This window comes from Candidatus Clostridium radicumherbarum, from assembly GCF_045310525.1.
Lineage (GTDB): Bacteria > Bacillota > Clostridia > Clostridiales > Clostridiaceae > Clostridium_AT > Clostridium_AT radicumherbarum.
Genome location: NZ_JBJHZY010000001.1, coordinates 1,507,271 through 1,532,874, shown reverse-complemented (window position 1 = coordinate 1,532,874; position 25,604 = coordinate 1,507,271). Strand labels below are relative to the sequence as shown.

Here is a 25,604-nt window from a genome sequence, read left to right as displayed (position 1 = left end):
GTTTCAACACACCTCCGGACGCAGAAAAGTTTGAAGCCAATCTAAGCCTTCCGCAATATACGGAGGAACTGTAAGACTGTTTGGATCAATAGTATAAATTAAATCCAAAGCAAATTCTGCTTTTTGATCAGACTTCCCGTCTCGAAGCACACTATATATTTGCTTGTGGAGTTCTTCAAATGATTTTACAGTATTAAGTGCGGCATTAACTTTTTTAATAAGACTACCAGCATCACTTCCAATGTCACTTTCTTTAAGACCCTTAAATAATTCATAGTTCGTGTAGACAACACAATCTTCAAACGTGCTCGACAATGCTTCGGTTGGTATTTTATCAAAATCGACAGTTAATGGGGTCTGATAGGCAATACGAACAGAGTATTTGTCAGCAGTGTAATTTGTGAGTACTTTTCGTTCTACTGGAAGATCCAAAAGTTTATCTAAATCTTTTTCCTTAACTAACCAATCAGTAATTGCATAATTACTGCTTATTAACCCTTTGTTTCTAACAGGACGAGCCGCCTTATGGTAACCATCTGGTTCCACAGAGTCCAAATCGGAAATCACTAATGTTGGTAAACACAGTTTATCAATTAAAGGACTCAAGCGATGTGAATGACGGCCATTTATATTAAGTATAGAAACATATCTTTGATGTAACTCTGGATAATGATCCCTTATAAAATGAGGCACTAACATACTTTCAGCAGAACCTTCAACTAATATAGCGGCATCTGCGAAAAATAAGTCGCAATGAGTTGTTTGCAGGTATCGTGTTACAAATTTGTCTGTCTCATCTTCTTTGCCGAACACATCGGATAGATTAATTACTTTTGCTGTTGCAACATTGCACTCAGCGCATTCTGGAAGTCGCTTGAAATAGCGCAAATCAGAGAAGTCCGTCTCACGTGCGATATGGCTGGAATGTGTGCTGATAACAAGCTGCGTGGCAAAATTCTTATTGTCTTTAAGAAACTTATGATTTCGCAGTACTGAGTAGGCTTTCCGTATAAATACTTGCTGTACCTGCATATGCAAATGCGCTTCCGGCTCTTCTACTAGAACAAGATGCAATGGCTCAATTGTATCCGTAGTATCCTGTGCTTGCAGGGCTTTTCCAACTCTCATCCAACTGTCTCGAAAACTCATGAGATCGAAAACCATTGAAATAAGATTCTGATAGCCCAAGCCATTATATTTTTCCGGCAGCTTCAGCGTCCCATCGTTTTTGCTAAGTGCATACTGCACGGCAGAATCGTGTTTCAATGTCTCACTTGTGCTAACCTTGGTTGTAATCGTAATTTTAGGATCAGTTACGCCTGGATAACCCAAGCCTTCCAGTTCCTGAATTGCAGGGGCAAACTTCTCAGCTAGATTTTTATCAAAGACACCTCTCGCTTGTTCGGTGACTTCCAGTATTTCTAAATCCTTAGGGGTGGGGAGTTTCTCAGGATCTAAGTGTTTGTCGTAATAGCTGCGCATCTGGGTAGACAACTGTTTCCGAGACCTTTCACTTTCATCGGAAGACTCCGGATCAGAAAAACCACGTTGAGCATCAATCATGTCTATTCTAATAATACCCTTTAAAGGGTTGTCAGTGAAGCATTCCATTCCATACGGGGTTGACTGCGGAACTTTCGCTTCTGACTGCTTGGGATCTAGCACATATGACTTGATAGAAAAATATGTTGTTAATTTTTTGTCGAGGAAATCACATAAATCTCTTGGGTATAAATTTATATGAGAGGCATCTTTTCCTTTCCCTGCAGCTTCAGTGGTACGAGCCGCAGAATATGCCTCCCGATATTCTGCAAATAACTTTGAAATATCTTTAGGTTGAAAAGCTAAACGAATCCCGAGTTTTCCACCACGCCATTTCAGGGTGGGAATAATGCTGGCAACATAATGAATCTCGCTACGCTCTACCTCTAACCAAACGTCCATCATAGGCAAAAGGGCTTCCCATTTTGATAAATCCTCCGGTATTTTGCATTCATTGCCAACCAATTCTTCACCATTCACGTTTATTAAGGTCCGATTGGATAAGGTAAGATCGTTAAAAACAAAGCTTCTTCCCGCTAAAAATTTACCCAATGCATCCATAGCAGACGTTTTTCCACTATTATTAGCACCAACAAACAGAGTTGTCTTTTTGCTAAAATCAATACGGCACTGCCTTAATTTTCGGAAGTTCTGAATATATATAGACGAAATCCTCATAAATAGACCTCCACACAATCTTAATTCCAATTTTTTAATAGTAAGGTTCACTGAATATGAAATTTATAATTATAATATTCTTCACAAATCTCCCAATTCCTTCTATAAACAACAAAAAAGTGGAAAATTCCACTCTTCACCACAACAAAGCCATTGAATGCCCACTCCTATAACTCCCATCAGCCAACCGTTTATCATTTCTATGTGTTCCCTCTATTTCGAATCCAAGTTTTAGATATAAGCTTATGGCTTTGTAATTGTCAGTGTCTACCTCTAGTGTAAGCCTAGTTATTCCAGACTCTTTAGCCCACTTAATACCTGCTTCCATTAATTTTCTACCTACGCCTTGGCTCCAATGTTCTTTTTCTATTGCAATACCAAGATTTGCAGTATGTGCTAGCCTTTTTCTTGTATTTCCATTTATGCCGCAGGTTCCAATTATTTTACCATCGTATTCAGCTGCTATTAATGTGCTTGTTTTTGAATCAATCATATCCTGAAGTAGCTTTTCTTCCTGCTCGATAGATAATTGAAATTCACCTGGTTCTCTTAGCATAAAAGTAGTTTCTTCATCTATCTTTTTTAGTAAATTTATTATACTTTCTGAGTCGTGAACTTCAACAGTTCTTAATATAAGCTTCTTATCATTTATTATGTAACTTTCATTATTGATTTTCCCCATTTGCTTTCCCCCTCTTTATTCTTTAGTGCTACTTCCTCCTAGCAATCATTTCAATTTCAACCTGAGCCCCTAGAGGCAGTGCTGCAACCCCTATAGTTGTACGTGCTGGGTAGGGCATGGAAAACTGCTTTGAGTAAACTTCATTCATAGCAGTAAAATTACTCATATCAGTTAAAAATACATTTACTTTTTCAACATCATCTGGTGTTAGGCCGCAAGCATTTAATACATTAAAGAGGTTTTTAAAGCATTGCTTTGTTTGCTTTGTTATATCACCTTCTACAAGTTTTCCTGTTTCAGAATCTATGGGTGTTTGCCCAGATAAAAATATTAAGCCTTCTGATTCAACTGCATGTGAATATGGTCCTACAGCAACAGCTCCTGCTGCATTAATTGCTTTTCTTACCATTATAATTCCCCCTCATTCTTCTTTATTTTTCATTTGGATTATTAACTACTCCAACAAATAATATGTCTCCTGTACTTCCTTTAATAGCATATATGAAAGGCCTGTTTAAAATCATTTCTGCCTTCTCATCCTTAGGAGGAGCTGATCCGCTATAATCTATTTGTGTAAAAGCTGCTGCTTCTACGCCTTTTTCATCAATAGCTACATGGGTTTCCTGCTTTATATCTGAAATAAAAGCTGTACCTTCAGTTATACCTGAAAAATCTGCAGTTTTTTCAAATGCTTTTTTTATCCCAAGGCAATTTAATGTTTCCTTGAGACTTAGGCTGCTGCCGTAGGAAAATTTAGGTATCTGAAAAATTACTTTTCCATTTTTAATATCTTTCTCATCAAAAAGCGTTGCAACCTTTTCAGGTGACTCCAATAAACTGTCTGCGCTGATGCCCTTGTCAGGCAGAATAAAGATCATACTATTAGAATTCTTTAAACTTAGGGTTGAACTAGTAAAACCATCACCTTTAATAAAGCTGTGAGTTACATAGGTTCTGTTCATAAAATCGCATTTAACCTCGTCACCATTCTTTAAATAAAAGGTGTCTTTTTTAGTTGCTTTCACATCAAATTTATCTGCCCATTGATCCTTGAAGTAAATAGTGTTTATAATGGACATAATTTGCTCTTTTCCAAAGTTTATTTGTGGTGTAAGAATTCCATTGGTATTTTTAGAAATCCAGTCTGACATAAGCTTTGAAGAATTCTGGTCCTTAAAATCAATATTAAAAATAGAAGCATAAAAATTCTTCGATGCATTATCTAAAAAGCTCTTTTTAAAGTTGTTTCCTTTATTTAGCCATAAGGAATTTGCTAAGTTAAGCTTTCCAATATCATTATTAGTATACAAGAGTCTGAAAAGCTTACCGTTTTGTTCACTTATAAAGTCTGTTTTCTTATCCCCCGCATTCAGTGCTTTTAGCATCTCCTCTTGAGTTGCTCCAGTTGCACCTGAGCTTGCAAGTGAAAGTGCCATATAAAGGCTTACTGGTGAATAGCTAATATTTTTTGTTTGATTCTTTAATAATAGAGAAGTTGATTTATTGGAAAAGTCCTTTAAAGAATTTGAGAAGCTGTCTTCAAGTTTGTTGTCTTTCTTTACAGAAAACCATCCATCATAATCCCCAAAAGCTATACTCTTCGGGTATACTGGACTTACTGCAGCATTAATTACATCTGCCTTTTCCAAATTGCTATCTTTCGACTGAATAGGATTTGTTACTGAATTATTTATAGCTTTTGTGCCATTACTGCTGCATCCAGTCATTCCAATAATTACTCCCATGGTTATGATCAATGCTGTTAATTTCTTCATTTTCAAGTTATCACCCTCTCATAAATATTTTATACTTTCTTATACGTTGAAATTATCTAATCGACTTCTCCTAAAAAAATCTTCAAATTAAGTACGTATCTCATTTCTTTATGAGCTTAAGGCTATGGTACATTTTACTATATTTGTAATCTTATTATAAACTATATATCTAAAAATTTCAAAATTGTTACGAAGATTCCAGAAAATCTATTCTATCTATTGAATATTTATTTGTATTTAAAAACTTCATATAGTCAATAATTAATTACTAAGGACTTAAATTATTAAGAAAGATTATGAGGAATAGTTGTGTCTAAAGAGATTTTTTATCCTAATTTGTATCATGGTAAATTTAAGAGAAAAGATTATTTTGAAGGCTGGTACTTCAAAGTTGTGGATGCAAAAAGGCAGCAGGTTTTTGCCTTTATTCCAGGTATAAGTTATGGAACAAGTGAAACTACATCTCATTCCTTTATTCAATTATTAAGAGGAAATGAGGCAGAGTTTAACTATTTTAAATATAATATTGTGGATTTTTCCTGGAATAATAAGAAATTCAATATTGGTGTAGGAAGAAACAGTTTTTCCTTAGATCAAATGTCTATTGATATAAATGAAGATAACCTTAAAATCTTTGGAACTATAAATTTTAAAAATTTAATCAAATGGCCTGACTCCTTTATTAGCCCAGGCAGTATGGGCTATTATAATTTCATTCCCTTTATGGAATGCTACAGTCAGGTTTGCGCTATTGATGTTGACTTAATGGGAAGCCTTAATGTTAATGGTGAAGTTATAGATTTTAATAATGGAAAAGGCTACATAGAAAAGAATTGGGGAAAGTCCTTCCCTCTTTCTTGGATTTGGGTACAGTGTAATTGTTTTAAAAATTATAAGGCGGCCTTAAGCTGCTCCATAGGCCACATTCCTTTTTTACGCAGCAGCTTTAGAGGCTTCTTAATAGGCTTTTTGTTTAACAATAAATTTTATAAGTTTACTACTATGAATAAAAGTACAATTAATATTGTGGAAGATAATGGAGATGTTGAGCTTACTATTCAAAATAATAAGTATAAAATGTATATTCATACCAAGACAAATAAAGACAGATTCATTAGATGCTATGGTCCAAAAGGCAGCGAGATGATACCTATGCTGGAGGAGAATCTTAAAGGGATTGTCCATCTTAGGCTCATTGATTTAACTAAAGATGTTGTTATTTTTGAAGACGAAGGTGAATGTACAGGAATAGAATATGGCGGAGAGCAAAAAAATATCTTGGATTATATACATTAATATGCTATTATAATGTATATAAATGCATATAATTATATATGATTAATTTTGGAGACACAAAGATTAATAAGCTTTGTGTGCTATAAATAATTCAGGAGGTAATATCATGATAAAGTTAATTGCTATTGGAAACAGACTTATGTGTGATGAAGGAATTGCTGTAAAGATAGCAGAAGACCTAAAGGATGAACTTATTAATGAAAATATAGAAGTTTATTTTAAAGAGACAGCAGCAGACTTTTCTATAGAGGAATTTAAGGATTCTGATTTATTTTTTGTGCTGGATGCTACCTGCTACAGCCTTGAACCTGGAACTATAACCTTAATGCCAATTGAAAAATATAATTCTCATTTTAACAGCTATATTACAAAGCACGATTTTAGCCCTCTTAATTCCTTATGTAATGATAAGAATAAATCAGGCTATGTTATAGGAATTGAGATTGATAAAATAACCTTTGATGATAATTTAAGTGAGAAGTTAGATAATAAATTTGATTTAATAAGTGATAAAGTTAGAAACCTTATAAAAGTACTTAAATACTCACCAAATACTATGGATATAAGTATTATTCAGAATCAAATAAACTGCCTTAATTAAAATCTACTCTTTCAATTAGACAGTTATAGCACGTATAAGAAGAAAGTGTCGCATACTACTTAAGAAGTAGCTTGCGGCACTTTTTTTAAATAAAATTTTAAAAATTATAAACTTTTTAGAGCTTAAAGGTATATATAAGTTAGAGTGATAAAAAAGGACGTCCAAAAACACTCTATTATTTAGTTGCTTTGGTATGGGGGGCATTTTAATGGAAAAGAGTGATACTGAATTAATTGAATTAGTGCTACATAGTGATATTGCAGCAATGGAAGAAATCTATAAAAGGTATGTTGATAATTGTTTAAAGCTAGCATTCTTAATAACAAAGGATTGGTCTTCTGCTGAAGACTCTGTTCAGGATGCATTTATAAAAGCTTTTTCTCGTATTAATACTTTTAATAATGAAAGAAGTTTTTTTCCATGGCTTACGAAAATAGTAGTTAACGAGGCGCGAAAGTCATTGAAGAAATCAAGAAAATATGTAGAACTTAATGAGGATATTAGTAATAAGAATTCTACAGAATTTATTGAAGATAAAGTTTCTGAATATGAGGAAAGAGCCTTAATTCTAAAGCAAATTGCAAATCTTGATTTGAAATACAGACTCCCAATTGCCTTAAAGTACTATGCAGAGCTTTCAGAGAAAGAAATAGCAAATCTACTACTTGTGCCCACCTCTACTATAAAATCAAGACTTTACATAGCTCGGCAAAAACTAAAAAAAGTTTTAATAGAAATGGAGAGTGATTTTTTGTATGAAAGATGAAGAAAAATTGGAGATTAAGCTAAAGGACGCTCTCACCAATATTCCATCATGGGAGGGGTCAAGACAAGCTATGTGGAATAATATCAAAGAAAATGTTTTAAATAAAAGAAGAGTACGGTTTGTGGGAATACCGAAAGCAGCAATAGCTTTTGTTATTTTATTAAGTATTATATCCACATCAATATTTTCTCTAAAAAATGGTATTTTCCATATAGGAAGAAATGTAGCTACTATAGGTCAGTCAGAAGGTACTACTAGTAATGAAAATTTGAAATATAAACATAGCATAAATAAAGAAATATTTGCAAATAATCCTGGTATGAATTTAGTAAAGGGTCCACCTAGCGATTATAATATTGATTTTACTTCATATATAAAAGATGAAGTATGCCAGGTTGGAGATAGTTTAACATTTGATATGAGTTTGGTGAGTAATTATGATAAATTACAAATTATAGATAAAGAGCCTAAATTTGTACTAAAAGATGAATATAATTTAGAAAATGATGGTGTAGTTCAGGAAATACCTGTTCCTCAGTTAGCAAATAAAGTGATTACAAAAGAAACGCCTATTGAGATTAGTTTAAAATTTAAAGCACCTGAGAAACCAGGAGTATATACATTGATGTGCAATTTACAAACAAACAGTCCTTTTAACATATATATAAAAGGTCAGTTTACAATAAATGTTCTATTGCCCAATGAAGACGTACATATTATAAATAGCAAGGAGATTGATTACCAAAAATCCATAATAAATGGCTATGGTATAAGAATCTTTAACATTAGCTCAAATGAAAAGGAAACAAGGCTAATTTTTGCTACTGATATTATTAAAAATGAATTTGAAAATTATAAATTTATGTTAACTACTGATGATGGAAGAAGCATTAACTTTAAAAATATGAAAATCGAAGAATCGTTACCTGGACAAGGCAAAATTAAAGATAATATTATTGGCAGTTTTTATTTTGACCCCTTACCCAAAAGTGAAAATAAGATTATTCTTCATATAATCAATGACAAGGATATAAAAATAGACGGGGTTACTCAAAAAAAAGGAGAAGTGAATATAGAAATACCTATCCATGAAGATAACAGTATTCAAAAAGACAGTAATTAGGTTGACAAAAGGATTATAAAGTAAATGAAGAAGCCATCACCAAGGATTTAAGCCTGTCCCTTTACGCAAAATATGAAAGTGTCGCAAAACTACTTTAAAAAGCAGTTTGCGGCACTTTTTTATGTTGGAAAGAAAATCAACCATGAAAACTAAACTTGAAGTTTACTATTTATTAGGCAGTAAAGATCCTTTTTAATCTCAGTATTATTAATACATTCTTCTATAGCTTTTAATATATTTCCCTTTTTAAATTGTTCATTTTGAAGTTTTTTCTCTAACCTTTGAAAATCCTCAAGTAAGAGAGCATCTGTGTAGAACCTGCAATTTTTAATTAATCCATCAGAAAATTCTATATTAATATCTATAAGGCCCCAATGAAATTTTTCCTCTAAGGTAATTGTAAAATCAGGACTTTCTGAATAATTCCAATCCCAGGAGCCATACTTTTTTAGGTAAGAAGCTACGTCTACTGCTTCTTCATCTAAAATAATCATTTTAGCCTTAGTATTATTAAGCTCATTAAAGCTTGAAATGATAGCTCTCTTTAAATTTTCAATGGTTATTTCCGGGGATATTTCTTTAAGGTTAATTACCCTGGCTTTAACGGATTCAATCCCCTTAGACCTAAGCTTTAAGGGAGATACAGTTAAGTATCTACTAAGCTTATTAAAATCAACATCTACAAGCAGCGTTCCATGATGGCAGTTCATTCCACCTTCGTTAATAAAAGCATTTCCAGAAAACTTTCTATCCTCTACCAATAAATCATTTCTGCCGTTGAAATAGCCCTGTATACCAAATTTTGAAATACCATTTAAAATTACATTCATATTATGTTCTACATTATAATTTTCTTCAGAGGCAATAAAAGTAAAATTTAAGTTACCTAGATCATGGTAAACTGCTCCGCCGCCTGATAATCTTCTTACCAGCTGAACTCCATCATCTTTAAGCTTTTTTACATCACACTCTTTATAAGGATTCTGATTTCTTCCTATAACAATGGTGTTTTCATTTTGCCACAGATATAATATTTCTTCATTTTTTTCACAGTTCTTCATGAGCCACTCTTCTAAGGATAAATTGAACTTTGGATCAAAGGATTCAGAAATATATATTTTAAACTCTTTATGCAAAATGAATTCCCCTTCCATCTATGTTTAATAGTGCTTCATGGATACTTTCAGCAATTGTAGGATGTGCGTAAATTACATGCATGGCTTTATCTATAGTTAAACCTGAGGCAATAATATTACTTACAGTACTTAGCATATCAGTTGCATGTACTCCAACGATTGAGCCTCCTATAACCTTTCTTGTTTCTTTGTCTCCAATTAGCTTAACGAAACCTTCTGTTTCCCCCATTGCCTGCGCTTTACCGTTTGCCATTAATGGAAATTTTCCAACTATATAATCAAGCTTTTGTAATTCTGCTTCTTTTTCAGTAACTCCAACCTGCCCAATTTCAGGCATTGTAAATATTGCACTTGGAACCAAATCATAACACATTTCATTTTCTATGCCATTTATATGATCAGCTGCTACAATTCCTTGATGTGACGCTACATGTGCTAGTTGAATTTTGTTTGTAATATCGCCTATGGCATATATATTAGGATTACTTGTTCTCATAAATTCATCCACCATTATACCATTGCGCTTTTCATTTAGCTTAACCTTAAGCTTTTCTAAGTCAAGGGAATCTAAATTTGCTTTTCTACCAACTGCCATGGCCACCTTTTCACTGATTAAGTATTTTGTTTCATTATTTTTATTAATTTCAACTATTTTCATGCCATCCAGAGCAGTTTTAATTGAAACAGCCTTAGCACCTTCATAGATATTAATTCCTCTCTCTTTTGCAGAGGTTCTTATTATATCTGCTGCATCCTCATCTATTGTATTAATAATCTGAGGGAAAAATTCTACTACATTTACCTTTGAACCTAAAGCGTTATAAATGAATGCAAATTCCATTCCTATAACCCCTCCGCCAATGATTGTAATAGAGGAAGGGATATCAGTTAATTCCAAAAGGTCCTGACTTGTGAGGATATCATCACTTAAAGCCCCTTCTATTGGAATAGAGCATGGCTTAGAACCAGTTGCTATAACAAGTTTTTCAAATTTAATAACGGCATCAATTGATTTATTTTTAACTAAGAGTGTCTGCTCATCTTTTACTTCAGCCTTACCATTAATATGTTCTATTTCATGTACTTCCATGAGATGTTCTATACCGGAAACCAGAGTATTTACCACTTCATTCTTTCTCTCCATTATTTTTTCAAGAGAAAATTTGATACTCCCTACTTCCAACCCAAATCTTTCTGCCTTTCTGATTTTTTCTAGAGCATCTACACTGCTTACAAGGGCTTTTGTAGGAATGCAGCCATGATTTAGGCAGGTTCCTCCAAGTCTGTCCTCTTCAATTATAAGGACTTTTTTTCCACCCTGAGCTGCTCTAATAGCTGAGACGTAACCACCAGGTCCTCCTCCAACAACAGCCACATCTACCTCAAAGCTTTTTTGTATAGGCTTTGCAAGTCCGAAGGAGTAAGCTGTCTTTTTAGGCTGCTGGGAAGTGGAGGTTTGAACTTTTGCTGTTTCTTCCTTAACTAATTCTCCATCTACTTTTCCAATAACTTGATTTTTCTTTATTGTATCCCCTTCTGTAATGGATAATTGTTCTAAAACCCCATTGTACTTTGATATATATTTCATAGTGCCCTTACCGGATTCTATGGTAAAAATAATATCTCCAGCGTTTAAACTGTCTCCTGATTTTTTGTTTATTTTGCCTACCTTTCCTGAAGTATCATGACCGGAAAGCTTTTCTATAATTAAATCATACTTCATGTTATTTACCTCCAAATACACTATTTAAAATAAAAAAGGGCAAAGCCCTTTTTCTTATTTAAAATCTCCTTCAAATTCGTCAATGCATTCTTTAAGTAAGGTTACTGAATATGCCATAGATGGCCCCCCGCCAAAAGCTACAGAAACCATAGCTGCCTCTATTATCTCTTCCTTTGTTGCGCCTGCCTCAAAAGCCTTGTAGCTGTGGTAAACTATGCAATATTCGCATCTATTGTAGCAGCCAATTGCTACACTCATCAATTCTTTAGTCTTAAGGTCCAAAGCCTTTGGTTCATAGGAAGCACCTAATAGTCCCATAAAAGCTCCTACCTGTTCAGGGTTAGTTGTTGAAAGGGTTTCAAGTCCACCTACAAAGGAATTAAGCATTTCTCTAACATTGTAAGCCATTTTATTACCTCCTTAATTTTACTTGCTTATGCAATATTAAGCATAGCAAGTATTTATATATTAAGTATAGCAAGTAATTTGTTAAATATCAAACAATATTTTTTAAAAAGAAAAACACTTGCTTATTAGTAAAAATTATACCTTTGAAAGCAAGTGTTAATTCATTTTTTTATTTACTTTTCAATATTTGAAAGCATCTTCTTTAATACCTTATCATAAATCAAAAGGTCTTTTTCATCAATGCCCTCTAGTAAATCATCGTTGAACTGAGTACCAAAAGGTATTAAATCAGAAATAAGTTTGTCTCCTTTATCAGTAAGACTTATGTATATAACTCTTCTATCATTATCGTTTCGCTCTCTTTCAATCAAGCCGTCTCTCTCTAAGCGATCAATAAGTCTTCCTGCGCTAGAGTCCTTCACATTCATAAGCCTAGACAGATCTTTTTGAGAAATTCTCTTCTGGGTTTTTAAGTAGTATAGTGCAATCCACTGAACCCGTGTTATACCTGTATTTTGAAGTCTTCGACCGAAGGCCTCCGAGACCTGCTTCATAGCATTCTCAGTTATATATCCCACTCAATTATCTAAATTAAAAAACATAATAGCCTCCTTTATAGTTTACCTTTTACAAGTTTAATTAAAATTAAGACTCATTTTTATTTCTGAAAAATAAAAATAATAACCTGCATATGCAAAGAATTTTAACATTAAAAAGTAAAAAGTACAATATTACTTTGTTTATCATTCTTTAATTATGTCTCAATATAAATTGATTCTAGCCATTATATTTATTATAAATCATAAGTTATCAGATTTCTATATAGTGAAAATTACGCACAATAAAACTCGTCGCTTTACTTAAAGCACAGCGACGAGCTTTATAAAAATAATAATGTATTTTATTATAATTTATAATTCTATTGAAGCGGAAGTTTTTTTAAACAGCATATTTTTTAATATAAGGTGAAGTCATTGCTCTTAGTAAGCAGCCATAGTCTATTGTAAAATCTACAACGTCTCCCACTTCATACTTTATGCAGCTATTGGTTATATCTAGTATTAGGTGGTCACTGCTTGCTCCTATAACTTCTATTCCCCCATTTAATGGCTTAAGACCTTCAGGAGCGATATCCTGTCTTCCTAATGCTACAATCGCTCTCTTCATAATCCCCTTATCTGTAAAATGAGGAGTTTCACCAAAGGCATCCATGCCAATGTTCCCAATTGGTATTGAAGGTTTATCCTTTATTTCTATTATTTCACCCTTTAGAATAAAGGCATCCTTGTAGCAGTTAGGTATATCCTTCCCATAGGCTGTTTCGCGGCCTAGTACAATTCCTTCACCTATTCTAAGTTGATTAATACCTTCCGGAATACTGTTATCTATAACAGCATAAAGACTGCTGGAGTTTCCGCCTGAAACAATTGGGAGCTCAATATTAAACTTAATTTTAATAGCTTCCTTTAAGCTTACTAGTTTTCCTAAATTAGTTTTATCAGGAATAACACCACCGTAGCAGGTTAAATTTGTACCTATTCCTGAGAGCACAATATTGGGAAGCTGAAGGATTTTTTCCACAGTGTTTAAAACATCACTTTCCAATACTCCTTCTCTTAAGTCTCCAAGGTCAATCATTAATATAATATTATGAACCTTGTTTACTCTCTTAGCTGCCTTAGAAAGCATGGCTATAGTGGCATATTCAGAGTTTAGGCTTATATCTGAATACTTTACTACTTCTGCTGCATGACTCTCCATTGGTATTCTAAGAAGCAGCTTCTTGCAGTTTATATCCTTAAGCTTTTTTAAATTTTCAAGTCTAGAGTCTCCAATTACATTAATTCCGCCTTCAAGCATTGCATTTACAATTTCTTTTCTAGCGCAGAAAACCTTGCTTACACCAACTATGTCAATGCCTTTTTCTCTGCAAAGCTTATTTATCTCTGAAACATTATGCGTAATTTTGTTTAAAGTAACTTCTATACAAGGATATTCTTTCTTCATATTAATCCCCACCTTACAATAGTTAAATCCCCAAGCTATTTCTTAAAAGACAAATTGCTGCTTCTTTGTTTTCCTTACTTAAAACTCCTGCACAGGCCATTATATAATTCTTATCCAGTAGTACCTTTGCTGAGCTTTTTGGAAGCATAGTCATGTCCTCTTTTGTGTATCTTATATCATTTAAAATATTTTCCCCATAAGGAAGCCTTGTAAGAGCTCCACCAGTACCAATTATATATTTTATTTTTGAAAGGTCCTTTCCATAGGCTAGAAAGGTTTTAGTTGCTCCAAAGCTTCTTTTTATATAACCCACGTGCCTATTTAAGGCAACCTCTACAGCTTTTTTAGTTAAGAGTGAGCTTGCATTAATTTCTTCTTCAGTAGTTGGAATTGGCTTAATATTTTCTCTTATGCTTTCTATTGAAGCTTCCTTTATATCCCTTATATCTAAAAGATTTATAATATTGGCGCTGTTTACGTAAACTCCAAGGTCCCCTTCAACAGTTCTTTTAGCCTTTGGCTCTGGACTTACAAGAATATCTAATATCTCCGTGCTTCCATCAGTTACAGAATGCACGTCCGTTGTAGCCCCACCTACATCCAGAACAAGTACATCTCCTAACATTTCATATAATAGCTTTGCACTTTCCATTACTGCTCCTGGTGTTGGCATTATGGTTCCGTCCACCATTTCCTTTATTTTATTCATGCCGGGAGCCTTTATAATATTGTTTTCAAAGGCACTTTGTATTATCTTTCTGGAGGGTTCTACATTAAGCTCATCTATTCTTGGAAATACATTATCAACTATATATAATTCCTTATTTTCAAAGATATCTTTTACTTCCTCATGATTTGCAATGTTTCCGCAGTAGATTATAGGCTTATTTGTTATTTCAGCATTTATAAGCTCTGAGTTATAAAGTGCTGTTTCCCTTTCGCCATAGTCAGTACCTCCCGCAATCATAATAAGGTTTGGATCTATTTCCTTTATTTTTTTAATATCGCTCTTTCTAAGCCTTCCAGCTGTAACAAGCTTAATGTTTCCACCAGCTCCTAAGGCTGCTTCTTTAGCAGCTTTAACTGTCATATCTTCCACTAGACCATGAACTGTAATCTTAAGACCTCCAGCTGCGCTGCTGGTAGAAAGCATTCTGTTCCAGGTAACTTCCTCGCCGCACTCTCTTTCCATATCCTTAATGGCAGCCCGTAAACCTATTGTTACATCACCCTCTAAAACCGTAGTATAGCTCTTCCCCTGAGCTGCAACCTCTATCCCCATATCGGTGAGCTTAAAAGCAGTAACTACAGTAGTTGTACTTCCAACCTCAGAAATTAAATAGTCAGCCTTCATATCCTTTCACCTCCAGTCCTTTTAGATTAAAGGCTGCCTTAAAAGACAGCCTTAATTTTTATTTTTCTCTTCTTTGAAGCTCCTCTACTATGAAGGTAGCAACGTTATTTCCATGGGTACCTCTGCCAAAGCCTGCATCCATACCGCTTGCTCTAGCTATATCATCGCTAACCTGAGTTCCGCCGGAGATTAAAATAAGCTTATCTCTAACACCCTTTTCAACGCAAAGATCATGAAGCTTCTTCATATTCTTAACGTGAATATCATTATGAGAAATTATAGTACTTGCCATTATAACCTGTGCCTTTGTTTCAATTGCAGCGTCAATAAGCTTTTCAATTGGGCAGGAGGTTCCTAAATACTCACACTCAAAGCCATACTTTTCAATACCGCCGTGTTTAATGTTTATGATTTCTCTTAAGCCAACTGAATGCTCATCCTCACCTACTGTACCAGCAACAACCTTTACAGGATGATTCTTTATAAAATCTCTTATAACGTCATCTGCTAAAACTACCTTTGGTTCTGGAATAACTAGCTTTGATTTATCAATAGCAAAGTTAACCTTACCCTTTATTTCTACAAGTGTACCTTCAGCTTCCTGCATTACCTGCTTATGAATAACTTCTACATCAGTTAGGTTCATATTTTTACCCATTTCAATAGCTGCAGCTTCAGCAATTCTTATGTCTTCAGGTATAAATAAAGTTACAGATACAATACCGTCATTTTTCCACTGAACTTCTGGAATTATGGTTCCATTGTCTTTTACAGCTTCAAGTCTAACATTAACATTGTCATTTTCATCTAGCTCATCTATATACTTAATCTTTTCATGTTTACATAATGTACAGCCATCTATTGCTTCACAGGCATGCTCATATTCCTTAGGAACATTGTTATAGCCAAAGTGTGCGCATACAGGTGCAAAGTAATCATCTTCTCTTTCAACAACTGTATCAACGCCTATACCGCCCTCTATTTTTCTAGCAATACCGTCTCCGTTTCTTTCTGGATATTCACCTGAGTCAACAAAGAAGCCATCTTGTACTGCCTTAAAGTATCCGCCGTTTTCGATTATTTCTTCTAGGAATAGTACTGCCTTTTCCTTAAGTTCTCTAACCTTTTCAGGTAGATAGCCTTCCTTTTTAAGCTCTATCATATCCATAAGACCATCCATGCCAATTAAAGCCTGCTTAGCAGTATTAATTGCATGCATGTTGTTATAATGCCATGGAACGTTTCTTCCCTCATCTGGTGTAATTGTACTCTGAATATCAGCAGAGGTAAGCTTTGAAATCATTAGATTTAAAGTATGTCCAACTGTAGCTTCACGAGTACAGGATTCTATATATTTAGTGTTCATCTGTGCTCTCATTCTATAATCCTTAAAGAAGTCTCTAAGTGCTACAGCATATGGAATGTCTATTCTCATACATGGAGCTGGAGCAGAAGTTGGAGGAACAGTTGAAAGTGCAATATTTCCCTTTTTCATTCCTACCATTTCTGAGAACTTACTGTTTATAGCATGCTGAACCATAAGCTCTGGCATTACCTTATAGCCCTTCATTGCTGTTGCATTTGCATTGTGAGCACCGTCTATTTGAAGCATATCTGCCCAAACCATAACCTTTTTAGCTACAGCAGCATCTACAAAGGAACGAATCATATTGATGTTTCTATATAAAACGTTGTATTGAGGATCCTGATGAGCTCCGTTTACTCCTTCTTCAGCAAACATAACTGCTATATCAGGTCCAGCTACTCCAGATACATAAGAGTGGAAGTTTATTTCTCTTCCTACTTCCTCTTCGATTAAATCTAGTGCCTTTCTTGAAGCTCTTACCTCTTTTCTTGTAACTGTAACACCACCTATACCTTCAGGTGTACCTTCAATTAAGCTGTCGTAATGGCTTTGGCCTGCAGTTCTTATAACCATAATATGGTCAGCACCATGCCAAGCAGCCATTCTCATTCTTCTTATATCATCTTCAAATCTTCCTGAAGCTATTTCTGTTGTAATAACAGGCTTTGGCTGAGGGTCTATTTTAGCAAAAGACCTGGCTGCAGGAAGTGGTTCACTCTGAGTTAAGGGCTTTGATATTTCCTGATACTCAAATTCTCCCATTTTTTCATGGTAGTCTTCTCTCCAGTGCCAGCCTCTTCTTTTAGGTGCATAATGTTCAAGATCTTTTAGAATTTCATTAATATCCAGTTTCTCATTTCTATTAAGCATTATTTTCACCTCTCATTGCTGCATGGACTTTCTCCCAGCCTATTCCTCTGTTTAATTCTTCTCCAGCCTGTAGGTAAGGCATGTTTTGAAGCTTGGCATAGGTCAATACTACATTTCCAAGCCCTTTTCCAAGTAGGTTCCACTTAGTTCCTTCTTTTACTAGGTTTCCTGCTTCCAAGCTAGAAAAGCCCATTCTAAGTAGAACTGATCTTTCAACTGCAGGTGAGGTATGTTTATATGCTAAATCTACCATTGGTTTTACTATTTGCTCTGTTAAGCTCCAGAAGCGTTTATATAATTCTTCATCACTTAAATTTTTTAGGTGTTCTCTTCTTGTACTAAAATCGTCTTCTCTTCTCATTTTTATATCTACCCTACCTTTATATCTAAAGTTTCAAGTATTTCTAAAACAGCATCTTTGCTGAGTCTTGTTTCTTCACTTAAGAAATCTAAATCACAGCTTTCTATTTCATTTACGCTTTTATTTTTAACTGCATTTGAAATATAGGATTTTCTAGTATTACCTAAGTCTATTTCCTTTACAGTTAGCTTTGAAGGATGGCTTGGTAATATTATATTTTTTCCTGGAATTTCTTCTTCTGGATTACCAATTTTAACTTCAACACCATTTTTCTTTGCAAAGCTAAGCTGTGGAATTATGTGCTTTCCAGCTCCTGTGTACTCTGTTTCCTGTACTACCAATATTTGGTCATCATCCATTTCCTGGGAAATAACAAAAGCAGCAGCAAGCGAAGTATTTCCCGCTGGTCCCCTTTCAAGCCCTTCAAGTTGTGCTAATAGCTCAGTCATATAAAATACCTGGCCTTGAGGAATAGTCACATATCTGTCTAAGTATCTAAGAGGTCTAGCAGCACTTCTAGGTACATCTGATCTATCAGGGTTTGTCATAAACGGAATGCCAAAGCCTGTGTGTCCTGTTGTAAAGGACTTTCTGTTAAAGTCAATATCAGAAGCCATATGAAGTCCGCTTAAATCAACTGATGCTCCTATTACCTTAGTATCATGTGCCCCAGCCTTTAAAAGACCCCTAGCTGTACCAGTTACATTTCCGCCCCCGGCATTAGTTATAACAACTGCATCTGGATCTTTTCCAAAGCGTTCTCTGCAGTTAGTTGCTAATTCATAACCTAAGGTTTCAACTCCTGCTATGCCGTTAATGGAATATAATGAGGCATTGTAAAAGCCAGTTTCATCTAATGCCTTTAAGTAGGTGTAAAATAATTCTGGACCTACTGTAAGTCTTAAAACCTCTGCCCCTAAACATTCGCATTTTCTTGTTTTCTCAAGTATTTCCGGCTGACCTATTTTTTTTGAATCATAACATTCCTGTACTATAAGGCTTTTAAGTCCCCTCATAGCAGCTTGGGATGCTACAGCTGAGCCGTAGTTTCCAGAGGTTGCTGATGCAACTCCCTTGTAACCTCTTTTTTTAGCATCATATACAGCTACTGATGCTCTTCTGTCTTTAAAGCTTCCAGAAGGATTGGCACTTTCATCCTTTATAAAGATTCTTGCTGCCTTTCCTGTTTTTGAAACCTTTCTAGCTAGCTCTGTAATATTTCTAAGTTCAAGGAGAGGAGTATTTCCTACTCCCACTTCCTCTTGTATTTTCATAACATCCTGCAGGGTGTAGCCTTCTTCTCTCATCATCTTTTCGTAATCAAAGGATAACTTACCCTTTTCATATTTTGAGTAGTCTACACCTACAGATTTAAGCATTATTTCGCCTTTTCTAGCCATCATCTCTTCATACTTAGTCAATGTTATCACCCCTTAGTATAGCCTTGGCCTGCATGCCTATATAAAGTATTTCAGGCACAAATTCGCCAAAGTCATGAGTGTAGGAAGGATTAAGTTCAGTTATTATGCCTTCAACTTTTCGTCCATTAACTGTAACTATCTTTCCTATTTTACCTATTTCACTATCTTCCTCTAAAAAGCCCTTAGCCCAAAGCATAAGAGGTGTATTTTTAGTTTCTTCAGGAATATTAGAAGCTCTTTCTTCTGAGCTTAATACCTGTCTTTCAACTTCTACATAGCTTCCTTTACTTAGCATAGTATTTCGCCATCCTTATTTATAATATTTAACTGCCTCTGCAAAGCTGTTTTCTATAGCATGAGGTAATGGCATATCAACCATTGTCTTAAGACCTGATCTTGAAGCTATAACCTGAGGAATCATATTTACAGCTACAGCCATAGTTCCAATACCACCAGGAACTTCAGGCTTTATTGAAAGATGTAAATCTGGATCTCCCTTAATATCTATGTAGTCTCCAGTATCTACTCCTTCGCTTTGTGGGTGAATTTGCTGTGGATGCTCAAGTGTAATAACAGCCTTACCATCCTTCATTCCATAACCAATATGAGCGCAGCCTGCAACCATTCCTGGTTCAACTTTAACATATGGAGTTTCTCTATGAGTATTTGATATTATTGGTTCACGAGTTTCTACAATTTCATCAATTTCGATTCCTAGAGCCTTAGCAACCATTGGTATTGACTGTTGGAAGCCTACATGTCCTACTATTGATCCATCCTTAAGTCCTTTTTCAAATTCTTCAGGTGTTGTACCAACTCCTTGAGTCCTCATAACTGTTGTTCCAAATGGTGAAAGGTCATTTACTCTTGAAGCACTAATAGAAGTAACTTTTCTGCAGGCAGCTGATAATGTTACTATTAAGGTATCTAATACGAAACCAGGGTTTACGCCTGTTCCAAGGATTGTAACTCCATTTTCCTTAGCTAATCTATCCATATCCTCTGAAAGCTCTTTAGCTACTACAAAAGGATAGGACATTTCTTCAGCTATAGTAATAACATTGATTTTGTTTTCAACTATAGTCTTAATATATGGATATACATTTTTAACAAAGGAATCAATTGCAAGTATAACGATATCTGCCTTTGTCTCACTTATAGTTTTATTAAAGTCACCGCTAACTATAGTTCCTACCTTCTTGTCTATAGCTAAAACTTCTCCTAGGTCCTTTCCTATTTTTCCTTCATAGCTATCTATAGCACCAACTATTTCAATTCCTTTTTTGTCTAAAATCATTCTTGCCATTCCGCTGCCCATAGCCCCAAGTCCGCACATTATTACTCTTACGTTTTCCATTAATAATTCCCCCTAATATGATTTTTAAATAAATTTTTACAAAATTATATATAGCAATATTCGTGCCAACTTTATTTTCTTATTTTTATTAAAGTCACATTAAAAAAATACAAAAAAATATAACAAGCATGAATAAATTACTCATTCTTGTTATATTTATACACATTTCATTTATATTTAAGTAAAGGTTTTCATCTACTGCAAATATTTTTGCACTAAATTGAAAATATCTTATTTCGTCGAATTATCTGATTTGTCAAACAAATATAATTTACTGCAAATTAATTTGCAGTGATACTGCCGAAATTACAGCAGTTTGTATTTTTTAATTTTATGCTGTAAGGTTTGCCTGGATATTTTTAAAAATAACGCAGCTTTAGTAATATTATTATTGAATTTATTTAGAGCATCCTGAATGATTGATATTTCAAGGTTGCTTAAGTAATCCTCTAGGCCCTTGTCCACTAAATTAAAATCTAAATTTTCTATTGCGCTGCTGCCTTTCATTTTCAGTACCCTGCTGTCAATGTATTCCTTAGTTAGGTAAGCCGCATTATCTACCATATTCATTGCTGCTTCAATTATGTTTCTAAGCTCTCTAATGTTGCCTGGCCAGGAATATTCCATAAACATACTTCTTACTTCTTCATCAGTATCTAAAATATTTTTATGCAGAAGCTTATTGTACTTTTTTATAAAGTCTTTTATTAATAAATTAATGTCCTCTTTTCTCTCCCTTAAAGGAGGAATTTCGATTCTTATAACACTTAGCCTATAATAAAAGTCCTTTCTGAGCTTCCCTTCTTTAATAAGCTTTTCCGGCTCCTCATTTAAGGTAGCTATAACCCTAACATCTACATCTATTGGTACATTACTGCCTATAGGCATAATGTAGCCTTCCTGCAGCACTCTTAAAAGCTTGGACTGTAAGCTAGGCTCTAAGGAATTTATTTCATCTAATAAAAGTGTGCCTCCATCTGCTTCTTCAAAGATCCCTTTTTTATTTTCAGCACCCGTAAAGCTTCCTTTAACAGTACCGAACAACATGCCTTCAAGAAGACTGCTTGGGATTGCTGCACAATTTATAGCTATAAATGGCTTCTCCTTTCTTATTCCGTCATAATGAATGCTTTGGGCAAAAAGCTCTTTTCCGCAGCCTGTTTCCCCATAAATTAAAACTGAGGAATGAGAAAAACTGGCTCTTTTGGCTTTGTTTATTGCTGCTTTTAAGTGGCTGTTTTCTCCAATAATATCTTTAAAGGTATAATACTTAGTATTATTTTCATTTATTGCCTGGAGCTTAATTAGCTTTTCGTTAAGCTCCTTAAGCTGAGTTAGGTCCTTAGAGATTTCAATAGCCGCTAAAACCTTATTATCATGAGTTACAGGAATGGTATTATTTATTGTAACTATTTCTTTACCGTGAAAGCTGCTGTAGTGCTGAATAATGTCTACATATTTTTCACCGGTTTTAAGGGCATTCATTAAAGTCGAATTATCTTCCCCGACTCCCTCTAGATACTCAGTTACTTTTTTTCCTAAAACCTCGTTTATATTAAAGCCCTCAACTCTACTCATGGCTTCGTTGTAGTAAATGGTTTTTCCATCCCTATCTAAAACCTGAACCCCCACATCTAAATTCTCAAGAAGACATTTTAATATGTTTTCTGTAGTATTCATAAACCCTCCACATGCCTTAATCCAAAGTTAATCTACATCACTTCTCCACGTTTACAGCTACCCCATTAAGCATATATACTGCTTTTTAGGACAATCCTTCTTTATTATTAAGTAAATTATAAAACTCTTCTAAATTTTCTGCAATGCTGATCCTTAATTTTAACCTAGAATTAATAAGAATTGGATGAATTTCAATAAATAGATATGATATAATAATTCAAGAAAATAATTTAAAGACTAAATAATCTACAGAAGCTTAATACACTTAAATGAAATTTAATCATGGATTCTTTAGTGGTATTAGAGTCTTCTGTAAATTTCATGTTATATTTTTTTGAAGGGATGAATTTAATGGATATAAATAGAGTAATTCATTTAGCTGCAGAAGCTGGTAAAATAATATTGCAAAATGGCGGGGAAACCTATAGAGTGGAAGAAACCATTAATAGAATCTGTACTGCCTATGGCTTAAAGGATGCTGATAGTTATGTTACTCCTACAGGTATTATGATTTCAGCTACTGATACAAAAGGTGTAACTACTTCACTAGTTAAAAGAATAAAAAATAGAACAGTTAATTTAGAGAAAATTGCCTTGGTAAACGACATTTCTAGGAGAATAGAGCCTGAAAAACTTAAGGTAGATTATGTATTTAATGAGCTTGAAAAAATCTCAGAAAAAAAGAGATATGGAGTCTTAACCACTTTGTTTTTTTCTGCTGTAACTACTTCTTTTTTCACCTTGCTATTTGGAGGTAACTTTTATGATTTCTTAGTTTCCTTTTTTATAGGCATGATACTTGAAACCTTTATAATTTTACTTAGTAAAGTAAGTATTAACGACTTTATTATAAATGTAATCGGTGGTGCTGTAGCTGCACTATTCGCACTGCTTTCAACAAAGATAGGCTTAGCAACTAATGTTGATAAAATCATAATTGGTTCAATAATGCTTCTTGTTCCTGGGCTTACCATTACAAATGCAATTAGAGATACTATAGCTGGTGATTTTGTTTCTGGCGTTTCTAGAGGTACAGATGCACTATTAATAGCTGTTGCCATAGCCGTTGGCTCAGGTACAGTACTCAAACTTTGGTTCACTTATTTCGGAGGGTTTTAAACATGTTAATTAAATCTATATATGCACTGCTTGCCACTTTAGGCTTTGGTATTTATTTTAATATAAAAGGAAGGAATCTGATATTTGCTTCAGTTGGAGGCGCTATTACTTGGTTTGTTTACCTATTATCACTAAGTATTAATGACTCTGTTATGATTTCCCTATTTCTAGCCTCCCTTACTGCAGGAATTTATTCTGAAATACAGGCACGATACTTAAAAGCTCCCGTTACCATATTTTCAATTTGTGCTGTTATTCCTCTAGTTCCTGGAGGCGGTATGTATTATACAATGCTTGCTTCTGTACAAGGAGATACAAATAAGTTTTTGACTACAGGCCTTAATACCTTGGCAAGTGCCGGAGCAATAGCTGTTGGAATACTAGTTGCTTCAACCATAACAAAGCTGCTTCTTGTTATTCAAAAGGCAAGAAAAGGGTCAGTCTTAAAATAATATAACTCTAAAAATTCCTTTGTATGAATAAAGACTTCAGAAGTTAACAGTGAATATTATCTTTCCAAATAAAAACCAGCAGTATTTAATCTCTACTGCTGGACATTGCAAATATTATATATTAAGAAAGGATTATTTAATAAGATTTACTGCCTGTGTAGATACAAAGGAATTCTCAACACTATATCCTGTCTTGGTCTTATTACATACTGTTACACCTTCAAGCTTAATTTCCTTGCCATCTAACTTAGCTATGTTAGTATATCCAAGAAGTTCAAGTGTCCTATTACCCTTTTTCACTTTAAGCACTGGATTATCTATATCTGATGTATCAATAGTTACATCTGCACCAACTGCATTAAAGGCTTCCTTTGCATTTACAAAAAGTCTATTAGTTGTTTCATCAAGATTAAGTCCAATAACTCTTGCCATATATTTTCCTACATCAGTATTTTCAACCACACCATGAAGTTTTTCTATACCAACCGGAGCATAGTTATATAAAGCAACGTCTCCACCTATATGCCCGCCGTATGCCCAGCTTATGTTTGCTCTATTACTTACTACCTTATTAACATATCCTCCTTTAATAAGAGTCATTTCATCAGATGTAAGATTCTCTATTCCATAATAGCTCTTTAAAACCTCTTTAATTTTATTTTCATCTGCTCCAGTTAGTTGAGCCTTTGCCAAATCCAAGGAAGCCTTGGCTGGTTTAAGGTTATCAATGCTCTGTTTAAAAGTTACACTTGAGTAATTTGGGTTTATACCTCCTATAAGAGGTCCGCCAGTACCATGATCAGCAGAAGATACTACAACAGTATGACCATCCTTCTTAGCAAAATCCAATGCTACCTTAACTGCATTATCAAATGCTATAATATCTCCTGCCATTCCAGCAGGATCATTGGCATGAGCTGCCCAGTCCACTTTGCTTCCTTCAACCATGAGAACGAAACCATCTTTATCCTTGGATAATATATCTATAGCCTTCTTAGTCATTTCTGCAAGAGTTGGCTGAGTTGTATCATTAGTTGTTTGACGATCTATATCATATTTTAAATCTGTTGGTGCAAAAGCTCCCCAGAGCTTTGAAGAGTTGGAATTTTCCATAGCTGCCTTAGTAGTTACATAATCATATCCAAGACCCCTTATTGTTTCTCTTAAGTCCTTTTTATCTTCTCTTTTAATTCCAGTTGAAGCATTACCTGCCTCAGGTGAAAGGTAAAGATCTCCACCACCAAGCATTACATCTACTCCATTATAGACCTGCTGTTTCATTAGTGAATTATAATTTGCTCTATCTGGATCATGAGCAGTAAAATCTGCAGGAGTGGCATGCATCATTTCACAGGTAACAACTACGCCTGTAGCTTTACCATCTAATTTTGCAGCCTCAATCAAAGTTGCTGCCGGCTTGTCATCAGGCATTACCCCAACGTGCTTGTCATCAGTTTTATAACCTATAGCATAGGCAGTTCCACCAGGTGCAGAATCAGTTATAGGGCCTTCATTCCAGTAAGTTTTTGTAAGACCTACTGCAATTTCATCCATCGCTAGTGATTTTCCCCCATTATACCACCTAGCTATTGTTGTTGCCTCTACGCTAGTACCATCTGGTAAAAGCATAATAACATTTTTAGCTTTGCTGCTTGTTGCTTGTACATTAGGTTTGGAGTTAAAATTTACAGCTCCAATCACCATAAGTACAACACAAATACAGGCAATTAAGGACCTTTTCATCTTCAATTGATGAATTTTCAGCATTTGGTTTTCCCCCTGTAATTTTTATTACTCTAAAATATATGCTTATTTTAAATAAATGATTACAGGGGATGTTTTAGGTATCTTGACTCTTAACAGAATACTGCTTTCTTATGCATTATC

23 protein-coding genes are annotated in these 25,604 nt (G+C 34.5%); 6 read left to right on the top strand and 17 right to left on the bottom strand.

The annotated features are described in order from the left end of the window. Positions 1–3: 3 nt before the first annotated feature. The 4 genes from ACJDUH_RS07270 to ACJDUH_RS07255 form a co-directional block, all read right to left on the bottom strand. Positions 4–2,220 carry an ATP-dependent endonuclease gene (locus ACJDUH_RS07270; protein WP_406764485.1) on the bottom strand — a complete coding sequence of 739 codons (2,217 nt, stop codon included), beginning with the start codon at positions 2,218–2,220 and terminating at the stop codon, positions 4–6. 136 nt (positions 2,221–2,356) lie between these two features. After that, on the bottom strand, positions 2,357–2,902 hold the full coding sequence (locus ACJDUH_RS07265) for a GNAT family N-acetyltransferase (protein WP_406764484.1): 546 nt from the start codon (positions 2,900–2,902) through the stop codon (positions 2,357–2,359). Between the two features lie 28 nt (positions 2,903–2,930). After that, entirely contained in the window at positions 2,931–3,311 is a 381-nt protein-coding gene (locus tag ACJDUH_RS07260; RefSeq protein WP_406764483.1) for a RidA family protein, read from the bottom strand. 22 nt (positions 3,312–3,333) lie between these two features. Next, entirely contained in the window at positions 3,334–4,677 is a 1,344-nt protein-coding gene (locus tag ACJDUH_RS07255; protein WP_406765028.1) for a serpin family protein, read from the bottom strand. 309 nt (positions 4,678–4,986) lie between these two features. Here ACJDUH_RS07255 and ACJDUH_RS07250 point away from each other — a divergent pair, with 309 nt between their 5' ends. The 4 genes from ACJDUH_RS07250 (at position 4,987) to ACJDUH_RS07235 (ending at position 8,463) form a co-directional block, all read left to right on the top strand. Beyond that, the gene (locus ACJDUH_RS07250; RefSeq protein WP_406764482.1) at positions 4,987–5,973 is read left to right on the top strand and encodes a tocopherol cyclase family protein; all 987 of its coding nucleotides are present in this window, start codon (positions 4,987–4,989) and stop codon (positions 5,971–5,973) included. A 106-nt stretch (positions 5,974–6,079) separates the two neighbouring features. Next, positions 6,080–6,574 carry a hydrogenase maturation protease gene (locus tag ACJDUH_RS07245; protein WP_406764481.1) on the top strand — a complete coding sequence of 165 codons (495 nt, stop codon included), beginning with the start codon at positions 6,080–6,082 and terminating at the stop codon, positions 6,572–6,574. Positions 6,575–6,782: 208 nt separating this feature from the next. Then, positions 6,783–7,340 carry an RNA polymerase sigma factor gene (locus ACJDUH_RS07240; RefSeq protein ID WP_406764480.1) on the top strand — a complete coding sequence of 186 codons (558 nt, stop codon included), beginning with the start codon at positions 6,783–6,785 and terminating at the stop codon, positions 7,338–7,340. Next, entirely contained in the window at positions 7,330–8,463 is a 1,134-nt protein-coding gene (locus ACJDUH_RS07235; protein ID WP_406764479.1) for a hypothetical protein, read from the top strand. Before ACJDUH_RS07240 ends, ACJDUH_RS07235 begins: the two co-directional genes overlap by 11 nt. Before the next feature lie 149 nt (positions 8,464–8,612). On the opposite strand, the gene lplA is transcribed toward ACJDUH_RS07235, so the two are convergent. From lplA to ACJDUH_RS07175, 12 genes are all read right to left on the bottom strand, one after another. Further along, positions 8,613–9,599 carry a lipoate--protein ligase gene (lplA, locus tag ACJDUH_RS07230; RefSeq protein WP_406764478.1) on the bottom strand — a complete coding sequence of 329 codons (987 nt, stop codon included), beginning with the start codon at positions 9,597–9,599 and terminating at the stop codon, positions 8,613–8,615. Then, positions 9,592–11,322: a dihydrolipoyl dehydrogenase gene (lpdA, locus tag ACJDUH_RS07225; RefSeq protein ID WP_406764477.1), complete on the bottom strand. Its 1,731-nt coding sequence runs from the start codon at positions 11,320–11,322 to the stop codon at positions 9,592–9,594. The genes lplA and lpdA overlap by 8 nt, the downstream gene beginning before the upstream one ends. Before the next feature lie 54 nt (positions 11,323–11,376). Beyond that, positions 11,377–11,730: a carboxymuconolactone decarboxylase family protein gene (locus ACJDUH_RS07220; protein WP_406764476.1), complete on the bottom strand. Its 354-nt coding sequence runs from the start codon at positions 11,728–11,730 to the stop codon at positions 11,377–11,379. Between the two features lie 173 nt (positions 11,731–11,903). Further along, positions 11,904–12,308 (bottom strand): MarR family winged helix-turn-helix transcriptional regulator, encoded by a 405-nt coding sequence (locus ACJDUH_RS07215; RefSeq protein ID WP_406764475.1) that lies wholly within the window; start codon positions 12,306–12,308, stop codon positions 11,904–11,906. A 361-nt stretch (positions 12,309–12,669) separates the two neighbouring features. After that, a complete protein-coding gene (gene orr / locus ACJDUH_RS07210) occupies positions 12,670–13,737 on the bottom strand; it encodes an ornithine racemase Orr (RefSeq protein WP_406764474.1) in 1,068 nt (355 codons plus the stop codon). Positions 13,738–13,759: 22 nt separating this feature from the next. Beyond that, positions 13,760–15,091, bottom strand: coding sequence for a GlmL-related ornithine degradation protein (locus tag ACJDUH_RS07205; RefSeq protein ID WP_406764473.1), 1,332 nt, complete (start codon positions 15,089–15,091; stop codon positions 13,760–13,762). A gap of 58 nt (positions 15,092–15,149) precedes the next feature. Next, positions 15,150–17,327: a D-ornithine 4,5-aminomutase subunit OraE gene (gene oraE / locus ACJDUH_RS07200; protein ID WP_406764472.1), complete on the bottom strand. Its 2,178-nt coding sequence runs from the start codon at positions 17,325–17,327 to the stop codon at positions 15,150–15,152. Then, positions 17,320–17,688, bottom strand: coding sequence for an ornithine aminomutase subunit alpha (locus ACJDUH_RS07195; RefSeq protein ID WP_406764471.1), 369 nt, complete (start codon positions 17,686–17,688; stop codon positions 17,320–17,322). The genes oraE and ACJDUH_RS07195 overlap by 8 nt, the downstream gene beginning before the upstream one ends. An 8-nt stretch (positions 17,689–17,696) precedes the next feature. After that, a complete protein-coding gene (ortB, locus tag ACJDUH_RS07190; protein WP_406764470.1) occupies positions 17,697–19,109 on the bottom strand; it encodes a 2-amino-4-oxopentanoate thiolase subunit OrtB in 1,413 nt (470 codons plus the stop codon). Continuing rightward, positions 19,102–19,404, bottom strand: a complete 303-nt coding sequence (gene ortA, locus ACJDUH_RS07185; protein ID WP_406764469.1) for a 2-amino-4-oxopentanoate thiolase subunit OrtA — start codon at positions 19,402–19,404, stop codon at positions 19,102–19,104. The genes ortB and ortA overlap by 8 nt, the downstream gene beginning before the upstream one ends. A gap of 15 nt (positions 19,405–19,419) precedes the next feature. After that, positions 19,420–20,466 (bottom strand): 2,4-diaminopentanoate dehydrogenase, encoded by a 1,047-nt coding sequence (gene ord, locus ACJDUH_RS07180; RefSeq protein WP_406764468.1) that lies wholly within the window; start codon positions 20,464–20,466, stop codon positions 19,420–19,422. Positions 20,467–20,772: 306 nt separating this feature from the next. Continuing rightward, a complete protein-coding gene (locus tag ACJDUH_RS07175; RefSeq protein WP_406764467.1) occupies positions 20,773–22,146 on the bottom strand; it encodes a sigma-54 interaction domain-containing protein in 1,374 nt (457 codons plus the stop codon). 351 nt (positions 22,147–22,497) lie between these two features. Between ACJDUH_RS07175 and ACJDUH_RS07170 the strand changes: the two genes are divergently transcribed. Continuing rightward, the gene (locus ACJDUH_RS07170; RefSeq protein WP_406764466.1) at positions 22,498–23,265 is read left to right on the top strand and encodes a threonine/serine exporter family protein; all 768 of its coding nucleotides are present in this window, start codon (positions 22,498–22,500) and stop codon (positions 23,263–23,265) included. 2 nt (positions 23,266–23,267) lie between these two features. Beyond that, on the top strand, positions 23,268–23,717 hold the full coding sequence (locus tag ACJDUH_RS07165) for a threonine/serine exporter family protein (protein WP_406764465.1): 450 nt from the start codon (positions 23,268–23,270) through the stop codon (positions 23,715–23,717). Between the two features lie 132 nt (positions 23,718–23,849). On the opposite strand, the gene ACJDUH_RS07160 is transcribed toward ACJDUH_RS07165, so the two are convergent. Beyond that, positions 23,850–25,484, bottom strand: coding sequence for an alkaline phosphatase (locus tag ACJDUH_RS07160; RefSeq protein WP_406764464.1), 1,635 nt, complete (start codon positions 25,482–25,484; stop codon positions 23,850–23,852). Positions 25,485–25,604: the final 120 nt, after the last annotated feature.

Bases quoted from the DNA above. Each gene is read 5' to 3' on its own strand.
- ACJDUH_RS07270 (WP_406764485.1), bottom strand. From the start codon at position 2,220: ATGAGGATTTCGTCTATATATATTCAGAACTTCCGAAAATTAAGGCAG.
- ACJDUH_RS07265 (WP_406764484.1), bottom strand. From the start codon at position 2,902: ATGGGGAAAATCAATAATGAAAGTTACATAATAAATGATAAGAAGCTT.
- ACJDUH_RS07260 (WP_406764483.1), bottom strand. From the start codon at position 3,311: ATGGTAAGAAAAGCAATTAATGCAGCAGGAGCTGTTGCTGTAGGACCA.
- ACJDUH_RS07255 (WP_406765028.1), bottom strand. From the start codon at position 4,677: ATGAAGAAATTAACAGCATTGATCATAACCATGGGAGTAATTATTGGA.
- ACJDUH_RS07245 (WP_406764481.1), top strand. From the start codon at position 6,080: ATGATAAAGTTAATTGCTATTGGAAACAGACTTATGTGTGATGAAGGA.
- ACJDUH_RS07240 (WP_406764480.1), top strand. From the start codon at position 6,783: ATGGAAAAGAGTGATACTGAATTAATTGAATTAGTGCTACATAGTGAT.
- ACJDUH_RS07235 (WP_406764479.1), top strand. From the start codon at position 7,330: ATGAAAGATGAAGAAAAATTGGAGATTAAGCTAAAGGACGCTCTCACC.
- lpdA (WP_406764477.1), bottom strand. From the start codon at position 11,322: ATGAAGTATGATTTAATTATAGAAAAGCTTTCCGGTCATGATACTTCA.
- ACJDUH_RS07220 (WP_406764476.1), bottom strand. From the start codon at position 11,730: ATGGCTTACAATGTTAGAGAAATGCTTAATTCCTTTGTAGGTGGACTT.
- orr (WP_406764474.1), bottom strand. From the start codon at position 13,737: ATGAAGAAAGAATATCCTTGTATAGAAGTTACTTTAAACAAAATTACG.
- ACJDUH_RS07205 (WP_406764473.1), bottom strand. From the start codon at position 15,091: ATGAAGGCTGACTATTTAATTTCTGAGGTTGGAAGTACAACTACTGTA.
- oraE (WP_406764472.1), bottom strand. From the start codon at position 17,327: ATGCTTAATAGAAATGAGAAACTGGATATTAATGAAATTCTAAAAGAT.
- ACJDUH_RS07195 (WP_406764471.1), bottom strand. From the start codon at position 17,688: ATGAGAAGAGAAGACGATTTTAGTACAAGAAGAGAACACCTAAAAAAT.
- ortA (WP_406764469.1), bottom strand. From the start codon at position 19,404: ATGCTAAGTAAAGGAAGCTATGTAGAAGTTGAAAGACAGGTATTAAGC.
- ord (WP_406764468.1), bottom strand. From the start codon at position 20,466: ATGGAAAACGTAAGAGTAATAATGTGCGGACTTGGGGCTATGGGCAGC.
- ACJDUH_RS07175 (WP_406764467.1), bottom strand. From the start codon at position 22,146: ATGAATACTACAGAAAACATATTAAAATGTCTTCTTGAGAATTTAGAT.
- ACJDUH_RS07170 (WP_406764466.1), top strand. From the start codon at position 22,498: ATGGATATAAATAGAGTAATTCATTTAGCTGCAGAAGCTGGTAAAATA.
- ACJDUH_RS07165 (WP_406764465.1), top strand. From the start codon at position 23,268: ATGTTAATTAAATCTATATATGCACTGCTTGCCACTTTAGGCTTTGGT.
- ACJDUH_RS07160 (WP_406764464.1), bottom strand. From the start codon at position 25,484: ATGCTGAAAATTCATCAATTGAAGATGAAAAGGTCCTTAATTGCCTGT.